This is a genomic window from Pseudomonas sp. MF6396, assembly GCF_002018915.1.
Lineage (GTDB): Bacteria > Pseudomonadota > Gammaproteobacteria > Pseudomonadales > Pseudomonadaceae > Aquipseudomonas > Aquipseudomonas palmensis.
On record NZ_MVOK01000045.1, the window covers coordinates 1 to 17,583 of the forward strand.

Sequence of the window (17,583 nt, forward strand, 5' to 3'; positions counted from 1 at the left end):
AGCAAAGGTCAGCGGCACAAAGGCCTGCGACGCCTTGCCCTGTCCCCCTCGCCAGGCACGGATAAACGCGGTGAGCTGGCTGTAGCCGCCGTCATAACCTTCGGCTTTGATTTGCGCCAACAGCGCCTTGGCACTGCGCCGCTGTTGCTTGGGCCGCAGCGAATCGGCTTTTAGCGCCTGCTCCAGCGTGGCGTGAAAAGGGCTGAGTTTGTTGAAGATCGCGCGGCGTTGGTAGACCGGCGGCTTGGCCTCAGGTGCTCTGACCCACTTGCGAATCGTGTTGCGCGCCAACCCGGTGCGCTTGGCTATCTCATGCAGCGACAGCTTGTCGCGGAAATACATCCGGCGAATTTTGCCCATCATTTCCATACTGATCACCCTGTGTTCTCCTGCTCAAAAATTGAGCAGAAGCAGTTGAACACCTGGGTCAGTTTTCGGTCAGCGGCAACACCGCGACGACAGCGCGAAGACCATTGCCGTCTACCTGCCGGCACCTGCCGCGGACTGGGATCTGGCCATTGCCCGCCGCCTGCGGCATCAGCTGCAGAACTGGGTAGCGGCCGATCATCAGGTACAGCTGCACCTGCTGGAAAGCACCTTCGCAGCCTTGCCCAGCGACCAGAAGGACTGGCTGGCAAAACTGGCCTTCAACGGGATCGAGATTTGCTTGCACAAGGCCATGCCGGATCTCGGGATGCTCGGGCTGAACATCACCCTGCAGGGGCCACAAGGAAGCCTCGCCTGGGCCAGCGACAATGCGAACCTGAGCGCACCTGGGCGCACCTGGGATCTGGCGGCGGCCGGTGTGCGGATCGTCTGCGGCACACTCCCCGTCCTGCCGGCAGAGCGCGTGCTGAACGCACCCGATCTGATGCTTCCTACGCGCCCCGGTCTGGTCAAGGTCGAGATCAGCGATCAGCTGGATGGTTCGCTCGATGGCTTTGCCCGCCGCTTCTGGGAGAACCTCAGGCATGACGCCGGCAGCCTGCTGGATGATGCCCTGACAGGCAAGGATCCGATCACCGAACTGATCTACAGCGACCGTTATGTATGCAGCCCGCTAGTCGTAAATCTGCTGGTCAACGTTATTCATGAGCTGGGCAGGCATAGCGATGGAGACTTCGCCATCCGCATCCAGGGGCGTCAGTACCAGAAAGATGACAACCGCTCACCTTGGCAGTGCTGGCACGACTGGCGGACATCTCAGGAGCGCGATGAAGCTATCCGTCAGGCTTTGGAGTACTGCGGCTTCGAAGGCGAGGTGCTCAGCCTCCCATCTTTGCCGCACTACCGTCAGCTGCAACTGCAGTTGCGCTCCGGAAGGCAGCTGACCGTCCAGCTCGATCAGGGACTTTCATATTGGGAGGCCGAGCGTAGCGAGAAGTCCTACCTGCTCAGGTTCGACTTCGCAGCGCGTCAGTTAGGAGAGGAAATCATGGAGCGCATCCAGTGCAAGGTTGTAGCTACCGGTGATGAATGCACCCAGATTTTCATTTACGTGACCTAATAGCCCCCGCATCGCAAGGCCGGGTCCACCGGCCTTTTACTCCCGACTAAGACAGGCTTGTATACGCTGCTTCCATTCGAACACCTTGGCATGATTGACACCGAATGAGCTTTCTTTCGGGTGATGTACAGAGCGCAAAGGCTCACAGAACTTCGCCATAGTGTGCGGCCAGCGCAACGAACCTTTCACTGTCTGCCTCAAGATCCTGTCGATGCATTTCTCGGCCTCAACACCTGCTTTGAAGCCCATGATCCGTGTTGACATGGTCTTGCGGTTGTCTGAGGTGTCTATTTCTAGAAGGTAGCGCTGATTGCCGTTTGGCAGTTTGAATTTTGCCAGCAAATAACAGCGTGGTTTTTCGTGATCGAGCATGTGATAGCTGCAGCGCGGAACGGGTGGCAATGGTCTCACCTCCAGTGATACCAGCGTAATTCGAGGCTCCTGAGCGATCTGTTCAATGACCTCACGGAGCAACGAGAAGCGATTTGCAAACCGCTCATGCTCCTCCCTATCACCCTCGCCCAATTGCTGGAATTCCCCTGGCGCTATGCTGCCACCGCTCACAGGATCAGCCACGCCTAAGAGTTGGCCTTCTTTGCTCGGGCATTGCTCATCGTCGATCTTCTTGCCATGACCGCTGGCACGCTCCCCGTTGTAGGCAATCCTGGTGCTCAACTGAGCATCAAAAGTAATTCCCTCAACGGGTAGATGAATCAGCCTTGGTTCCTTGGCAGCAGTCGGCTCTTCGATAGCATCTACTTCCACCTCTTCAGCTCCCGATGGCACGGATACACAGCCAGTACCCTCTCCCCTCACTGGTTGCTTCAGGGCAGGATGGTGGAAAAAAATATCGCCTCGATGGCTGAAGCTGAGGCCTTGAAGCGCTTCGATTTCCCAGACCAGCAACTCGTTGCTTTTCGGATCAAAAGGGCCTCGCATATTCATGGTGGTACCCGCTAGGGAAATGGGTGCCATGAAGTCGAACTTCCACCTGGCATATGCCGACTCTTGCGATGTGCGCTCTTGCTCTTGGTTGAGGCTTTGCCAGATTGACTCGAAGGATCGCTTCACATCCTGATTCAGTAGCAGCCAACTGAAGTGGTCCCTATATCCCTTAATTTTGAGAAGCTGACTTGGCGCGCCCGTCTTCGTAGGCGTATGGATATGAACAGCATCGCCCTCTTTGTAGATTGTGAAAGCCATGTCTAGACCATTCGGCTCGAAGGCTGCACGGACTATGAAAGCTGCGTGGAAGAACAGTTTGCGTGCCAGCTCGAATTTCGGTAACCAGACGGTCAGACCGTCAACCTCGAACACAAAGCATCGCTGTCCAGATATCTCAGGATTTGCAGCCAGCCTTCTGGCGAGCCTTGGACAGTCACCCAATTGCCTTTCCCGCCAGCTATCTATTGGAGGCAGCACCACCGCCTTCTTGAAACCACTGGACCGGTAAGGGGCCCCTTCTTCGCCAGGAAACTCGCGACCAACCGCAAGGACACAGGACATTTCCAGTGGAAACCGCTTCAATTGCGACTGGCCATTACCCTCGAAGAGTGCCGCCAGTCGCCACTGCGCCCCAGGAGTAGGGGCTCTGAACAAGTTTCCAATAGCCAACAGCCTAGATCCGGTCTGGATCTGACGGAATAAGGTCCTATTCAATCCATCTTCCTATCAATCGAATGAACGCAGTGGTCAGCGGTGCCATACTGCTTTTTTCCAGCCCACAACGCTTTTCCAACTCCCAGCGCCTGGATGATATGCCGACCCGAATATCCTCCTGCATCGCTGCAGTCAGGCGGCGAATCTGAAACTCGCCGACGGACTCGGCATAGCGATTCAGGAAGGTGCGGCACAGAGGCATTTGATCGAGATGGTGCTCAATTGATGCCCGATGGGGTAGCTGCTGCAGGAACCAGTTGCGGCTCCTGCGTGGCAAGGTCAGGTCATCTTCGCTGTCTTTGCCAAGCCGGATCAGCAGACGTACTAGCTTCCTGTCGCGCGCTCGCCAATCGATGTGGCTGTTGTTGCCCTGTCGACGCTGCCTGGCTTGGTTCGCAGCCATCAGCCAGTGCCGATCATGACGATAGAGCCAGGCATAACACGCATCCCCGCCATTTTGTCGAGCTGCCTTGGCTCCACCGTGATTATCCAGTGCTTGCAGCCAAAGGGTACGGTACATCTGTGTTTGGCCTGCCCTTGCCGGAAGTTGCCTGGCAAACTGATCGGGAGAAACGTCGGCCTGGCGTGTCTTCGCCTCGCCGATCAGCTCGCCAGCATGCTGGCCCGGGCGCAGGCTAGTCCAGACGATCAGATGCTGCAGCGCACTGAATCCCTTGCGATGCTTCCTGAACATCGCCAGCAGCCAGGGCGGAGGCTCTTCGTGGGAAAGCAGACCATTCGTAGTAAGCCAATTCCTGCAGTGAGATTCCAGGATCTTTTCCCATATGACTTCAGCCCTAACTTGCCGGCCACGCCTGGCACCGCACTCTGTGGCCAGGTACCTGTACAGGTTGGTCCAGCGACCGTAGCCAGGCGATTGCGCCTCTTCAAGCGCCAGCAGTTGCGTGGCAGTCTTGGCGAGCCTGATAGCTTCTTCGCTCGCCGGGCTCGTGCGAGAGTCACAGGGCAGAAACAATGGCGAGGCCGGATGAAATTCATGCCGCTGCGCTCGACGGAACGGGATAGGTGAGTTCAGGAGCTGACAGCCATGCTCGGGACAGGCATCTACCCCTTTAATCTGCCAGCTTCGCCGCCAATAAGTCTCACCGAAACGGGCAGCCATTTCCTCAAAACAGACAGGGCAGTAACGCAGCCAGTCGGGCCACTTGACCAAAGCCGCCGAAGACCCAGCCAGACCGATGGTCGACCGGTCAGAAGCAAGCATGGCCTGGAACAGATCGTTACGCCGCTTCGCTGGAATGAAGGGGGCATAGAGCGGAAACAGCGTGTGATGCATGATCACGTTCGCCGTATCCAGCCCAGTGTTGTTCGCCAGAGCGGCCAAGTGCGTGGGCAGGTCGGTGATGGCGGCGACCTTGCTGTCACCGAACGCCATATGAAGCAGAGTTTTGTGATTGCTGATCCCCAGATGGACCCGGCAGCGAGCAATGCCGCTGTAGAGCAGCTCGTCCGGATAGAGCCTGGGAAAGTACACGTTAGCTCGCTCTCAGCAGAGGCCGCATATCGAGGATCAGACCAGCCTGCTTGAACCTGTCGTAGGCCTCACTTTCAGGCCCATCGGCATAACGTCGACGCAGATCCTCTTCGGATAGACATCGCCACTCCGTCCGCTTAACTCGGGAAACGCTGGGCCTCTTGGGAACGTCCTGTGCGAGGTAAGCTGTGGCCTTATGAATCAGGGCCGCCAGGGGGATATCCGGATACTCAACCACCAATTCATCGGCTATGGGAATGGCAATATCCCTCGGGATTTCCATCTCTTCGAGCAGTGAAGCCAGCCGCTTGGCCTTGTCGTCTGCCGGAAGTGCCGGCGCTTTCGGTTGGGGGAGGTTATCCAGAGAGCGACTCAGGGTCAGCAAACGTCCCTCGATCTCCGGCATCAGCAGATCGTCATATTTAGCGATCAGTTCGGGCCTGCCACTTCGCAAAGCCGCCAGCATCGGGTGGACCGGTTTGAACTCGTCCTCGAAAACCCTGCGCAGCAACAGCGGCTTGATGCACTCGACGCCTGTCACTATTGCCCTGATCTGCGCCAGCGCGAACAACTTGATGACGATGTCCATGACCCCTTGTGTGAGGTCGTACATGGTCGATTCCAACTCATCGTCCAGCGGCGCCGCATTTCGTAGCCACTGGTACTTCCAGAGTCGCTTCAACAGGCGCTTCCAGTGCTCGTCCCGAGGCAACCTGTCCCAGCGAATACTGCCCAGCCCGGAGACCCGACGCGCTGCCCGGAAGGTGCGCTGGAAGAACTTGCTGGCCCGGTGAGTACCGACCTGAATGATCGGAACGCCAATGGTATTCACCAACGACACGAAAAAATTGTGCATTTTTTCGGCACCACCGGAGCGTGCCTCGTTGAGGTTCTGAACTTCATCGATGATCAGCACTCCGAGTGCGTGCAGGTTGGCCACCTGGCACATGGATGCCATCAAACGTTTGGTACCCAGCTTCTTGCGTCCGTGGCTACGGCTGTAGTGGGTGCCCAGGATCTTGTCTACCTCGTTGAAGAAGCTGAGGCACAGCTCATCCAGGTCACCGTCAATGGGGCAGTCGACCTTCAGATAGACCAATTGAGTGATGTTGTAATCGGGGTGATGGAGAGCCTGGGGGTACATACCCAGAATCCGCTCCAGCGTGCGCGTCTTGCCGCAACCGGAGCAGCCGAACAGCGACAAACTGTTGGCTGTGGAGGTAACACTCTGGTACACCGCCGCATCAAGATCCTCCTCCTCCACCCGGCGATAGCCATTCTGCAGGTGTGCATACCAGGCACCGCTGGCCGGGTTCCGACCGATGTAGCCCTGACGGATCATCAGGCTGATCTTGCTCTCCAGCTCCAAGTGGTGGCTGAGTGGCTGTAAGAAGCCGTGCAACAGACGGGCAATGGCATGAGCCCGGAGCCGACCATCCAGAAGCGCCTCCTGCGGCTCGAAACTGGGAAGTTGCTGCATCAGGCCGACCACTTCCTGCAGATCAGGAATCGGAGGTAATGCACTGATGAGTGGATTGTCCTGATACTCGGGAAGCTGCTGCTCATGATAACGCGCCAGGGGAATCACTCCGCGCTGTAATTCTTCAGTCATCTTCTTCCTCCTTGAATATCAGGTCACTGAGATCCGGAAAGGCATAATCTTCCTGCTTCTCGCCCCGCAGTGGGATCACCTCCGCGGGTTTCGCCCGCTGTGCTTTCTCAGGTTTAAATGCTGTTTTCAGGCGCTCCTGGCGCTTTTCCTGCTGCTTGTTCTCGCGGATCTGGGTGCCCAGATCTTTCTTGCTAATGCCAGTTTTGAGCGGACTGGCGTTCTCTGCCTGGGCAACAATCGACTCGATCTGCTCCAGAAGCTTGCCTCTTTCCGCCAAGGCTTTTGACGCCGCATTGACATCGCTCCGCCGTTCCTCTCTGGACAGTATCCAGACATCCCAGAAGGTCATCCCCCTGAAACGTCGACTACGGTCGGCAAGATCGCAAACCCAGTAATCCTTGAGACTATTGGACGGCCGCAAGTAGATATGGTCCGCACTACGCGGGTCGTATGCGACCGTTACCCCTGTCGGCCGACGCCCCTGGCCTCGGTGAAACCAACCCTCCCTGATTGCTTCCGGGCAACTGTAGAAGCAGCCGAATAGCCTGATTCCCAGCTCCGAAACCGTGGCCGACTCATGGGGCAAGAGATTGATCCACACCAGTTCCTCCGGCGCAGTGCGCAACCGACCGGTCAAGCTGGCCAAGCCCCAGTTCCACAGCATGACTGGAATCGCCGGCAGATCGCCCGGCATTCCCGCAGCCCTGTCGTATTTGCTCAGGGTGTGGAAATTGTTGTGGTGGAGGATGCCGGCAATGATGATTTTCGTGAATTCGGGCAAGGTCAGACTGGCATCAAGCCTGTAGTCGTGGCCACCTCGCTTCCGGCTGGTAGTGTCCTCGACCACACCGCTGGCGTAAGGCTTGAAACGCTCCTGCACCGTTCGAAAATAGCGCTCGACGATGCCCTTGGCATCACCTCGCCTGGCCGGTGCGTTCTCGATGCGGACGCCGAAGGCTTGGGAAAATGCCTCAACCTTGGTGCCGTTCAGTTCGCCCTTATCGGCCAGTATCACATCCGGCAAACCCTTGACCGGCCAATCGCTGGCATCGATCTCCAAACCATACTGGCGACAATACTCGACCTTGTCGGCGACCGTGTTGGCCAATGCCACCATGGCACTGACCCAGGAGGGCCCCTCGAATCCGACGTACATACCAACGACCATGCGGCTGAACACGTCGAGCACCATGTAAACGACAGGCCTGCCGACGATAAGGCTGCGGTCATGCTCTGAAACCAGATAAATATCTGCGATGGTGGCATCTATTTGGTAACGGTATCCTGGACCCAGGGTCTCAGTCGTCGATGTGCTGTTGAGCGGCCGGAAGTCCTTGGCAAAGTCCACTGCGGACATCCTGCGCGGCAAGGTGTCGGTGAAATGATATTCGCGCCCATAGAAGTACCGGAACTGCCCCAATGTAGGCAGTTCGGAGGTCGGCAGCTCCGGCTGAACAGCACGGAGCAGGTTCAGCCCGGAGGCGTAGGCATCAGGAATGGACGGATGTTTTTCCTTGAGCAAGCGTTCCTCGATGACCCGGCGAAAAATGCGCTCGATATCCGGCGTGACATTACGCCCTTTCCCCGCCATCACCACTCTTGGCCTGCCCAGCTTGGCTCTGTTCGGCCTTCGGCGCTTGCCACGGGCACCCGAGTTGACATAGTCCGGCAAGAGGGCGTTCCTACACATGCCTCGTTGCCAGTAGCGCCTCAGTAATCTGTACACCGTCTGTTTGGTGACACCATGGCGTTGCATGATGCTTCCGACAATGAGCCCTCTGGGGCGCCGCACGAAAAGCTGGGGATCGTGCATATAATCCGCCAGCATCGCCCACGCCTCATCACGTTTCAGCTGGTCAGGGGAGCCTGCCTCCACCTCCCGAAGGACCGTCTCCTCGAAGGGATCGCCAATGCTCTCCAGCTCACCCTCAATAATCAGACGCTCCAGCTCTGCAACCGATATCGATTCGGGCAGCGCCGTGTCCAAATCGATATCAATCCAGACAGCCTGCTCGGTACCGGACCAGAGCAGGCGCTTTCGGAGCTCTCCCATACGGAACACCTGATTAACGGACAACACTGATCAGCTCCTGATGAATCTGATGAGGGTTGGCAGCTAGATCCTTCGGCTTCAGCACGCGGTAAGGGGTGTCAAGATCGAAGAGAAACCAGTGCCGAGCCAGCAGCTGGCGTAGCCAATAGAGTGCTTGACCAGCCTCCAGTTGGCCGGAAGTATCCATTTCCTGGGCAATGGCGGTCAGCTTCCGGTCTGGGTGACGCTGAAACTCGAGCAAAAACAGCTGCTGATAGTGTGCGAGATCATCCTGTGCAATGTCGTCTTCAGCATGGGCCGGATAGAGCCATTGGATATTGGCAAATGCCTCTCTGGATACCTCGCGCTCCGTGATGATGAACCAGGGAATCCCTTTTTCCTGCCAGTAGCGCCTTTCAAGTTCAAGTCTCTCGATGACTTCCGGCTTCTGCAGATCGGCACTGTACTTGGCCTGGATCGCGACGGATGGGCGCTGGGGGTCATCAAAATCCACCAGGAAATCGCTGGTCAGAACCTGAGGGATTCCTTTGTAGCGACCGTGAGCAAGGCCAAGTTCCTCGGCGATGCGCACCGTATCTTCGGCCCGCATCGGGAACTGCTCACGGATATCAGTGACCTGGGGAGACCGATCCAAGGTCAGGAAAATGGCCAGTTCAAGATCGGATAAAAGATGGTGCAGACGCCGGGTCTTGCTGCCAGGCAGGCGGTGGGAGCGCCCCAACGAGGACACATCCCTGGTGTAGATGAACGGCTTGTAGTCCCGTCCCTGGCCTTGGCCACGCCCCTCCTTGAGCCTTCTATCAATCTGTGCCTGGGTCAGGCCCTTGAATGTTCCAGACATGAAAAAGCCTGCATCCACCGTGTCGATGACCTCAACATAGCGGATACAGGCTTAGGATGAAACTTTATTTGTAAGGATGATACTTTATTTGTACGGATGAAACTTTATTTGCATCCCACAGCGCATGTGGGAGGAAAATAAAGTGTCATCCTAACTACAGGACCCTGCAACGTAGCAATTCCTGCAAAAATCCATTTAAAACAATGACTTATTTCAATTCTGCCATCTGCAAGCGTTTTGTGGGGATGGAGGCCGGAATCATTAAAGTATCATCCTAATTTTCGCTCAACCTTGGAAAATGCTGAGAATCGTAAAAATAAAGTTTCATCCTTTCCGCTACTAGTTCAAGGCTTTCCCGCCGCTTTCTTCCGGCCGCCGGCAACAACGCTGCTTGGCTGAGGCGATCCACTTGCGCTACCGCTCACTGATCAGATCGCACTTGAACTCGACGAGCAGCCAACCATCAGGCCGAGCGTGATCGCCGAAAAAAAGGTTCATCGCGCTTTCCCGGGGAAGGCAGCCTTGATTTTCAGGAAAAAGTATTCCGAGTCCCGAAAACCATAGGCCATACGCTTGATCACCTTGATGCGGTTGTTGACGCCCTCAAGGACGCTGGTATGCATATGGAAGTTGGCACTGGCGAGGATGCCTCGGGCGTATTTGCGCAGGTTGCGAGCGAAGCGCTGTAGCGGCGCGAGGCCGCTGTCCCGGGCGTGCCGCAACCAGGTTCGCCAGCGGCGCCAGCCCTCTCGTACGCTGGGGGCGAACCAGACATCCTTCAGCGCATCCTTGAGGACATAGACCGTAGCCAGCGGCTGGTTGGCCGCGAGTAGTTCTTGAAGCTGCACGGCTTGTCCGTCCTTCAGGTTGTTGCGATTGCGCAGCAGCAGCCAGCGGCTTTGCTTGACCGCCTTTCGTGCCGGCTTGTCTTCGCGCAGGAGGTTGGCCTGGTCAACCCGGATACGGTCGATCACATCCCGACCGTAGCGCGCGACGACGTGAAACAGGTCGTACACCACTTCGGCTTGCGGGCAATGCTTCTTCACCTCCAAATCAAAAGCCGTGTTCATGTCCATGGCCACCGCCTCTATCTGCTGGCAGTGCTTGCCGAGCAATTCAAAGAACGGGCGGACCGCCTCGCGGCTGTTGCCGTGGCCGACCCACAATACCCGCGTTCGCTCGGCATCCATGATGACCGTGGCATAGCGATGCCCTTTGTGCAGGGCGAACTCGTCCATCACCAGGCGGCGGACACCGGTTGAATCGAAGTTGCCTACCTCGGCTTGAAGGCGTCGTTTATCGAGCGTTTTGAGGGTGTGCCAATGCAGGCCGGTGAGCTGGCTGACGTGGCTGATCGGCAGCAGCCGCAGCAAGCTTTCGAGCCATATCCGTAACCGCTGGGTCAGCCGAGATGCTGGCTCCAACCAGTCGATCCGCTCGGTCACCCGCCCACAACTCAGGCAATCGACTCGGCGCACTGGTAGTTGAAGCAGGACGCGCTGATCGAACAGATCACGATCACGCACCAGACGAATCCGGCGATCGTGAATCAACGGGCTGAACTGGCCACAACGCCCGCACTTAGGAAGAGAGCCGGCTTGAGGTTCAAGCTCAATGAGGAGGGTGTTATCGGTAGATGGGCGACAGGTAACGGCGTCGTAGCCTGGCCAGAAAGCGGCAAGATCAATAGGATGCACGGCGACAGCAGGGACAGGTGAAGGGTGTGTTTGGCGACTGCCAATTTACCTGCTTCCCTGACTGTCAACTCGCTCTTCCCCCAGACTCCGCGAAGAACCAAAAAAAACGGATCATGCGAAATCCTTCGTTGAGTTTGGCGCGGGTTTTTAGCAAATCAGCTGGCCCGCGATCCGGTTGAGAGTGATCCGAAGCGGTCCTTGACGACCGGCACAAATCGGTCAGAAGCGGTCGATGATTCCAATAAATCCGCCCCCTTTTTCCCGTAACTCCTGGCTACCTGCGACCAAGTCTAAGCAAGCTTCTGTGTCAGCTGCCCGATGAATAGCCGCAGCCATTCGTGCTGAGGCTTACTGTTCTTGGCAATGTCCCAAACCATGAAGCATCGAAATGATGGAACCGGAATCGGCGCCGGACAAATACTTAGCCGAGTCATGGCCGAATAGCTCTCGGCGGCGAACGTGGGAATTGTGGCTATCGCGCCGCTGCTGATCAACGTGGTGAGCGCGCCACTGAAGTGGGTGAATGAGGCTATAACACGCCTCGAATAGCCCGCCGCTTCGAACATGTCGTCGATAAAGCCGCGGCGGCCGTCATAGGAAACTCGCACATGGCTTGCCTCGAAGTACTCCTCCAGGCCGATAGGTGTGCCTGCGTTGTCTGCGCCAGGCAGGTACAAGCAGGAGTATGACGAGGAAAACAGCACCTTGGATGAATACCCGCTGCTGAAGTCTTTCGGCTCGCTGCAAATCACTAGATCCATGTCCGGATCTTGTAGCGACTGTTTCCACAGTGAGCTGTTGCTCTGATGGAACGAAAAGCTCACTCCCAGCCCCTGATCCGCTGCGGCGTTAACGATCCGCGGAGCGAGATAGGCCTCAATATCATCGGACAGACCGATGTTGAAAATGTAGCTCGAGTCGTGTGCGGAGAAATCCGGCTCTGCCCCAAGCACGCCTGAGATAGACGTAAGGGCCTCGGCGATCTTCGGCGCCAGCTCCATCGCCCTACGGGTTGGCTGCATTCCGGAAGCGGTGCGGATAAAGAGCTCATCTCCGAAATGCTCACGCAAACGACGCAACGCCGAGCTAACTGCCCCCTGGGTCACATGCAGCATGGCCGAGGCTCGGGTGGCACTGCGCTCGGTCATCAGGCAGTGGAACGTCAGCAGCAGGTTCAGATCAATTCTCGAGATATTACGTACACTAATCCGGCTCATATTTTCTAATCGTTTGCTCTGCGGCCGAGAGGATTCATAGTCTGCTGCCCATACACACCTAAGAAAAGCTGGGGAGCACCGTGGACGCAATTAATAAAAAAGTAAATCCAGGCAGTATCCATACCAAGGGTGAGCAGTCAGACATTCGCAAGCGTGCAATCGCGGTGGGTATCGGCAACTTCATGGAGTGGTTCGACTTCGCCATCTACGGCTACTTCGCTGCCGTGATCGGTATGTTGTTCTTCCCCTCTAGCGCCCCAGGTGTATCGCTGCTGTCGTCGCTGGCAGTGTTCGCCGTAGGCTTCGTATCGCGACCATTTGGAGCATTGATTCTGGGGCCCATCGGTGACCGCCTCGGTCGCCGCGCGGTGCTTATCATCACTGTCTTCGGTATGGGTGTGTGCACCACGATCATCGGACTTTTGCCCACCTATGAGGCAATCGGTATCGCTGCACCTGTCTTGCTGATCGTCATGCGTTTCGTGCAAGGCATGATGGTAGGGGGCGAATGGTCTAGCGCAGGTATCTACATCGTAGAGAGTGCTCCGTCCAACCGCCGCGCGACGGCAGCCAGCGTTATCACTGGAACGGCTGGCTTGGCCTTCTTGTTTGGTACGTTCACCGCCGCGAGCCTCACCTCAACACTCGATGACCAGCAACTGGCGTCCTGGGGCTGGCGGATCCCATTCGTTGCCTCCATCGTGATGACCGGTATCGCCATCTTCATCCGCCGGAAGCTGGGTGATACCCCCGTGTATGAAGAGCTGGTACGTCAACGCGATTCACAACAGTTCGAAGCACCGAGCAAGTCTGTACACCGTCGCGCCTTCATCACTACTTTCGCCTTCTCAGCGCTGTTCGGCGTCTCGCTCTACTACTTCATCACCTACGCCAATAACCACCTGGTCACTACCGTTGGGCTACCACGAAGCAATGCACTATGGCTGTGCAGCATCGCGCTGGTTGTCTATGTCATTGCCAATCCACTGATCGGCCGGCTCAGCGACAGCATCGGGCGACGCAAGCTGCTGCTCAGTGCTGCTGCCGCACTCTCTGTACTGGCCTATCCAATCTTCCTGCTGCTCAACACCGGCAACCCAGTGGCAATCCTCGCAGGATTGATCGTTCTGGGACTACTTGTGGCTGTAACTGCGGTGATGGATGTGGTGCTGCTGGTTGAAGTCTTTCCAGCGTCCATCCGCTCCACGGGAGCAGCGCTCGGTCACAACCTGGCCCTGGCGACACTCGCAGGCCCAGGCCCCTTCATTGCCGCCGCCCTGATTAGCCAGACTGGCGACGCGAACATCCCTGCCGCCTATCTAGCAGCCGTCTCGCTGGCATGCCTCATCGTGCTGTGGAAGACCTTGCCGGAAACCCGCGACAACGACATCACACGTTTCTAGGTTCTTACTGCCCTCAGGAGTTTTTCATGACCAAAATTGCAGTCATCCAGGCCGCCTCTGTTCCTTATGATCCTGCAGCCAGCGTTGAAAAGGCTTCCACAATTCTGCGGCGCGTAGCAGATCAAGGTGCAAGGCTGGCCGTATTCCCTGAAGCGTTCATTGGCGGATATCCCAAGGGGATAGCTTTCGGTAGCGTAGTGGGTAATCGCAGCATCAGCGGGCGTGAGCTGTACCAACGCTATGTCGATGGGGCTGTGACGCTGGATGGGCCGGAACTGGCATTGCTTGCTGAAAGTGTCGAGCACACAGGGGTTACCACTGTGATTGGTGTAATCGAGCGCTTCGGTCGCACCCTTTACTGCACCGCGGTCACCATCGCCCCAGGCCGGGGTATTGCCGGTTACCACCGCAAGCTGATGCCCACCGGCCAGGAACGACTAATTTGGGGCTTCGGTGATGGCTCGACAATCGAGCCTGTAGAAACTGATTTTGGCGTCCTGGGGAGCGTGATTTGCTGGGAGAACTACATGCCAGCACTACGCCAGGCCATGTATGCCCAGGGTGTTCAGATCTACTGCGCCCCGACAGCAGATGACCGTCCGTCCTGGGCCAGCTCCATGGTGCACATTGCTCTTGAAGGGCGTGTTTATGTGTTGTCAGCCTGCCAGGCAATCCGTCTTGGTGAATACCCACAACAGCACCGCGATGCATTCGGCCTGGAGTTCAACGAGGACGATTACGTGATGCGAGGGGGCAGCATGGTTGTAAGTCCGCTCGGAGAAGTACTGGCAGGGCCGGTGTTCGACTGCGAGACAGAAATCTATGCAGACCTCAATATGGATCTGCTTAGCCAAGCCAACTTGGACTTTGATGTCGTCGGCCATTATGCCCGGCCGGACATCTTTGAACTCAAGGTGAACATTGCCCCGCAGGCCCCGGTAACCCTGGAGCGATAAGTAGAGCCTGTTTAGTGAAATCCTCCCTTTGACCGTCCAGTTTGGGCATGACTGCTTTAGGGATAGAGCCGCCGCAAGGCGGCTTTTTATTGCTGGCCAGGTTGTTGCCGCCATTTCCTGTGTAGCGAGGGCTTAGGCCCAAACCGATTTGCCAAGACAGATAACTCACCGACTTAACGTCCGCTTGTGGCACAAAGCGGACCAGCTATCGGCCAAGAGATGCCTTTCGCGAATAGCTGAACGCCCCGAGAGCGCATTGGGCCGCTCGGCGCGGAATTGGTGAAAGGCTGGTGACTGGCCTGTGTTGGCTCGGTCAGACTTCGGGCAGCCTCACCCTAGTTGGGGCTAACTGCTTACCGACCATCAGAGGCAAGCCAACAACAACTGCCGATAGTGCTGAGAAAAACTGACCTGATAGCTCGGCTCAGCAGCAAAATCCCCCAGCGAGTAGGCACCCGCCAAACCTGCACCAAGACTTTGCCCGGCCTCGCCTCCACCGCAGCCATCGATATCGCAGGTAGCCCCCATCCCACCAGCCATCGAACCAGAAGAGGCAGCGGGCATCTTCACCCGGCTCAGCACTGCCAGGTCATCCGGCAGATCATCCGCAATGCGCTCCGCAAAGCGCCGCAATGTTGGCTCCGCCAGCATGAACAGCCAAGCCTGATCATCGGACTCGCCCATCCGCCGCAGCACGCGCCCCAGGACTTGCCGGTAGTGCAGCTCAGTACGGATGCGGCTGAGGTAGCAGCACACCTGCAGGCGGGGGATATCCGTACCCTCGCTGATCATCCCAACAGCGACGATCCAGCGGCAATCACTGTGCCTGAACGCATTGATCACCTGTTGGGCATTCGGAGTCCGGTTGGTCACTACGCGGCAACCTTCCCCGCTGGCTTCCAGAGCCTGGACAATCTGCTGGGCGTGCTCAATATCGGTGGCGACCACCAGGCCGGCTGCATCCGGCTTGATCTGGCGAAGCTCATCCAGCTTGGCGCATCCCAGGCCGAGCAGTTGGTCGATCACCTCGTCATGGCGCAACAGCTCTTCGAAGGTGACGGGGGATTCACCAAGCAGCTTGGCGATGCTGGGGAACAGCCTGACGGTGCTCTCGGTCTCCAGTTCTTCAGTTAGCTTCACCTTCTGGTTATCGAGAAGGACGATGCGGGGCGCGCGGCACACCCCGTCGGCAATGGCCTCCCTCAGGCCATAGCGGTAGTCGCAGATCAGGTGTCCCTCGGGGGACGAGTAGCGGGCCAGGGTGTTGCCGCTGACCGAAAACTGACCCAGTAGAGGCTGTTCTGCCGACTGAAAACTGACCCAGGTGTTCAACTGCTTCTGCTCAATTTTTGAGCAGGAGAACACAGGGTGATCAGTATGGAAATGATGGGCAAAATTCGGCGGATGTATTTCCGCGACAAGCTGTCGCTGCATGAGATAGCCAAGCGCACCGGGCTGGCGCGCAACACGATTCGCAAGTGGGTCAGAGCACCTGAGGCCAAGCAGCCGGTGTACCAACGCCGCGCGATCTTTAACAAACTCAGCCCTTTTCACGCCACGCTAGAGCAGGCGCTAAAAGCCGATTCGCTGCGCCCCAAGCAACAGCGGCGCAGTGCCAAGGCGCTGTTGGCGCAAATCAAAGCCGATGGTTATGACGGTGGCTACAGCCAGCTCACCGCGTTTATCCGTGCCTGGCGAGGGGGACAGGGCAAGGCGTCGCAGGCCTTTGTGCCGCTGACCTTTGCTCTTGGCGAGGCGTTTCAGTTTGACTGGAGCGAGGAAGGCTTGCTGGTCGGCGGCATTTACCGGCGTATGCAGGTGGCACATCTGAAGCTGTGTGCCAGCCGTGCGTTCTGGCTTGTGGCGTATCCGAGCCAGGGCCATGAGATGTTATTTGACGCCCATACACGCTCGTTCGGCGCCTTGGGCGGCGTGCCGCGCCGGGGCATCTACGACAACATGAAGACGGCCGTCGACAAGGTCAATAAGGGCAAAGGCCGGACGGTGAATGCACGCTTTGCGGTGATGTGCGCGCATTACCTGTTCGATCCGGACTTCTGCAACGTCGCCGCTGGTTGGGAAAAGGGCATCGTTGAAAAGAACGTGCAAGACAGCCGTAGGCGCATCTGGCTAGACGCCCAGGACTGTCATTTTCACTCCTTCGAGGAACTCAATGCCTGGCTGGGCCAGCGCTGCCGCGCGCTTTGGAACGAGCTGACGCACCCTCAATACAGCGGTCTGAGTGTGGCCGAAGTGCTGGAGTTGGAGCGCGCTGAACTGATGCCTGTGCCAGCGCCATTCGACGGTTACGTCGAGCGGCCTGCGCGGGTCTCCAGCACCTGCCTGGTCAGCGTCGGGCGCAACCGCTACTCGGTGCCGTGTGAGTACGCGGGTAAGTGGGTCAGCAGCCGTTTGTATCCGACCCGCATCGAGGTGGTGGCCGATGATGCGCTGATAGCCAGCCATGCGCGCTTGCTGGATCGCGACCAGGTCAGCTATGACTGGCAGCACTACCTCCCGCTGATTGAGCGCAAGCCCGGTGCGCTGCGCAACGGCGCGCCCTTTACTGATCTGCCAGCGCCGCTGCGTCAGCTTAAGCACGGTCTGGGGCGTCATGCCGGCGGTGACCGGATCATGGCGCAAGTTCTGGCTGCCGTACCGGTCGCCGGGCTCGATGCGGTGCTGGTGGCTGTTGAGCTGGTACTGGAAAGCGGCAGCCTGAGCGCCGAACACATCCTCAATGTCGTGGCGCGCCTGGCCGCGACCGAACCACCACCCAGCGTCGAAACCCACTTGTCGCTCAAGGAAGCCCCCGTCGCTAACACGGCGCGCTACGACCGCCTGCGTGGCCAGACCGAGGCGATCGGTCATGCGTGATTTGATGGCGGAACTCAAGGAGCTGCGCCTGCACGGCATGGCCACGGCCTTGGCGGAGTTGACTGCGCAGGGTGAGTCGAACACAGCCTCGTCCAAGTGGCTGCTCGAACACCTGCTGGAACAAGAGCACACAGATCGCGCCATGCGCTCGGTGAGCCACCAGATGAACATGGCCAAGCTGCCGATGCACCGCGACCTGGCCGGCTTCGACTTCAGCGCCTCCAGCGCAGACGCTCGTTTGATCAGCGAACTGGCCAATCTGAGCT

At 57.7% G+C, this 17,583-nt stretch carries 13 protein-coding genes and 2 pseudogenes; 5 read left to right on the top strand and 10 right to left on the bottom strand.

Features of this window, described 5'->3' with window-relative positions:
* Window positions 1-360 (bottom strand): annotated as a pseudogene (locus tag MF6396_RS26825) (IS21 family transposase); the annotation flags it as partial.
* A 67-nt stretch (window positions 361-427) separates the two neighbouring features.
* On the bottom strand, window positions 428-583 hold the full coding sequence (locus MF6396_RS29140; protein WP_187358557.1) for a hypothetical protein: 156 nt from the start codon (window positions 581-583) through the stop codon (window positions 428-430).
* Window positions 584-607: 24 nt separating this feature from the next.
* On the opposite strand from MF6396_RS29140, the gene MF6396_RS26830 reads away from it, so the two are divergent.
* Window positions 608-1,507 carry a hypothetical protein gene (locus MF6396_RS26830; RefSeq protein ID WP_023100511.1) on the top strand — a complete coding sequence of 300 codons (900 nt, stop codon included), beginning with the start codon at window positions 608-610 and terminating at the stop codon, window positions 1,505-1,507.
* A 36-nt stretch (window positions 1,508-1,543) separates the two neighbouring features.
* On the opposite strand, the gene MF6396_RS26835 is transcribed toward MF6396_RS26830, so the two are convergent.
* The 7 genes from MF6396_RS26835 to MF6396_RS26870 all read right to left on the bottom strand — a co-directional run bounded on the left by MF6396_RS26835 (window position 1,544) and on the right by MF6396_RS26870 (window position 12,081).
* Complete coding sequence (locus tag MF6396_RS26835) at window positions 1,544-3,166, bottom strand: Tn7-like element transposition protein TnsE (RefSeq protein WP_023100510.1); 1,623 nt, start codon at window positions 3,164-3,166, stop codon at window positions 1,544-1,546.
* Window positions 3,159-4,661 carry a TnsD family Tn7-like transposition protein gene (locus MF6396_RS26840; protein WP_017781029.1) on the bottom strand — a complete coding sequence of 501 codons (1,503 nt, stop codon included), beginning with the start codon at window positions 4,659-4,661 and terminating at the stop codon, window positions 3,159-3,161. The genes MF6396_RS26835 and MF6396_RS26840 overlap by 8 nt, the downstream gene beginning before the upstream one ends.
* Window position 4,662: 1 nt before the next feature.
* On the bottom strand, window positions 4,663-6,273 hold the full coding sequence (locus tag MF6396_RS26845) for an ATP-binding protein (protein ID WP_078481942.1): 1,611 nt from the start codon (window positions 6,271-6,273) through the stop codon (window positions 4,663-4,665).
* Window positions 6,266-8,326 (bottom strand): Mu transposase C-terminal domain-containing protein, encoded by a 2,061-nt coding sequence (locus tag MF6396_RS26850; protein WP_078481945.1) that lies wholly within the window; start codon window positions 8,324-8,326, stop codon window positions 6,266-6,268. Before MF6396_RS26850 ends, MF6396_RS26845 begins: the two co-directional genes overlap by 8 nt.
* Before the next feature lie 13 nt (window positions 8,327-8,339).
* A complete protein-coding gene (locus tag MF6396_RS26855) occupies window positions 8,340-9,167 on the bottom strand; it encodes a heteromeric transposase endonuclease subunit TnsA (protein WP_017781026.1) in 828 nt (275 codons plus the stop codon).
* Between the two features lie 494 nt (window positions 9,168-9,661).
* Window positions 9,662-10,864 carry an ISL3 family transposase gene (locus MF6396_RS26860; protein WP_003464938.1) on the bottom strand — a complete coding sequence of 401 codons (1,203 nt, stop codon included), beginning with the start codon at window positions 10,862-10,864 and terminating at the stop codon, window positions 9,662-9,664.
* Between the two features lie 290 nt (window positions 10,865-11,154).
* Complete coding sequence (locus MF6396_RS26870; RefSeq protein ID WP_003464940.1) at window positions 11,155-12,081, bottom strand: LysR family transcriptional regulator; 927 nt, start codon at window positions 12,079-12,081, stop codon at window positions 11,155-11,157.
* A gap of 80 nt (window positions 12,082-12,161) precedes the next feature.
* Between MF6396_RS26870 and MF6396_RS26875 the strand changes: the two genes are divergently transcribed.
* Window positions 12,162-13,484, top strand: coding sequence for an MFS transporter (locus MF6396_RS26875; protein WP_078481943.1), 1,323 nt, complete (start codon window positions 12,162-12,164; stop codon window positions 13,482-13,484).
* 26 nt (window positions 13,485-13,510) lie between these two features.
* Window positions 13,511-14,440 (top strand): carbon-nitrogen hydrolase family protein, encoded by a 930-nt coding sequence (locus tag MF6396_RS26880; RefSeq protein ID WP_003464945.1) that lies wholly within the window; start codon window positions 13,511-13,513, stop codon window positions 14,438-14,440.
* Window positions 14,441-14,803: 363 nt separating this feature from the next.
* On the opposite strand, the pseudogene MF6396_RS26885 reads toward MF6396_RS26880, so the two are convergent.
* Window positions 14,804-15,700, bottom strand: a pseudogene (locus tag MF6396_RS26885) (DEAD/DEAH box helicase); the annotation flags it as partial.
* Between the two features lie 117 nt (window positions 15,701-15,817).
* On the opposite strand from MF6396_RS26885, the gene istA reads away from it, so the two are divergent.
* Window positions 15,818-17,317, top strand: a complete 1,500-nt coding sequence (gene istA / locus MF6396_RS26890) for an IS21-like element ISPst3 family transposase (protein WP_102063841.1) — start codon at window positions 15,818-15,820, stop codon at window positions 17,315-17,317.
* Window positions 17,310-17,583, top strand: a 274-nt coding sequence (locus tag MF6396_RS26895) for an ATP-binding protein (protein ID WP_238596487.1), incomplete at its 3' end; no start/stop codon positions are given. The genes istA and MF6396_RS26895, both read left to right, overlap by 8 nt.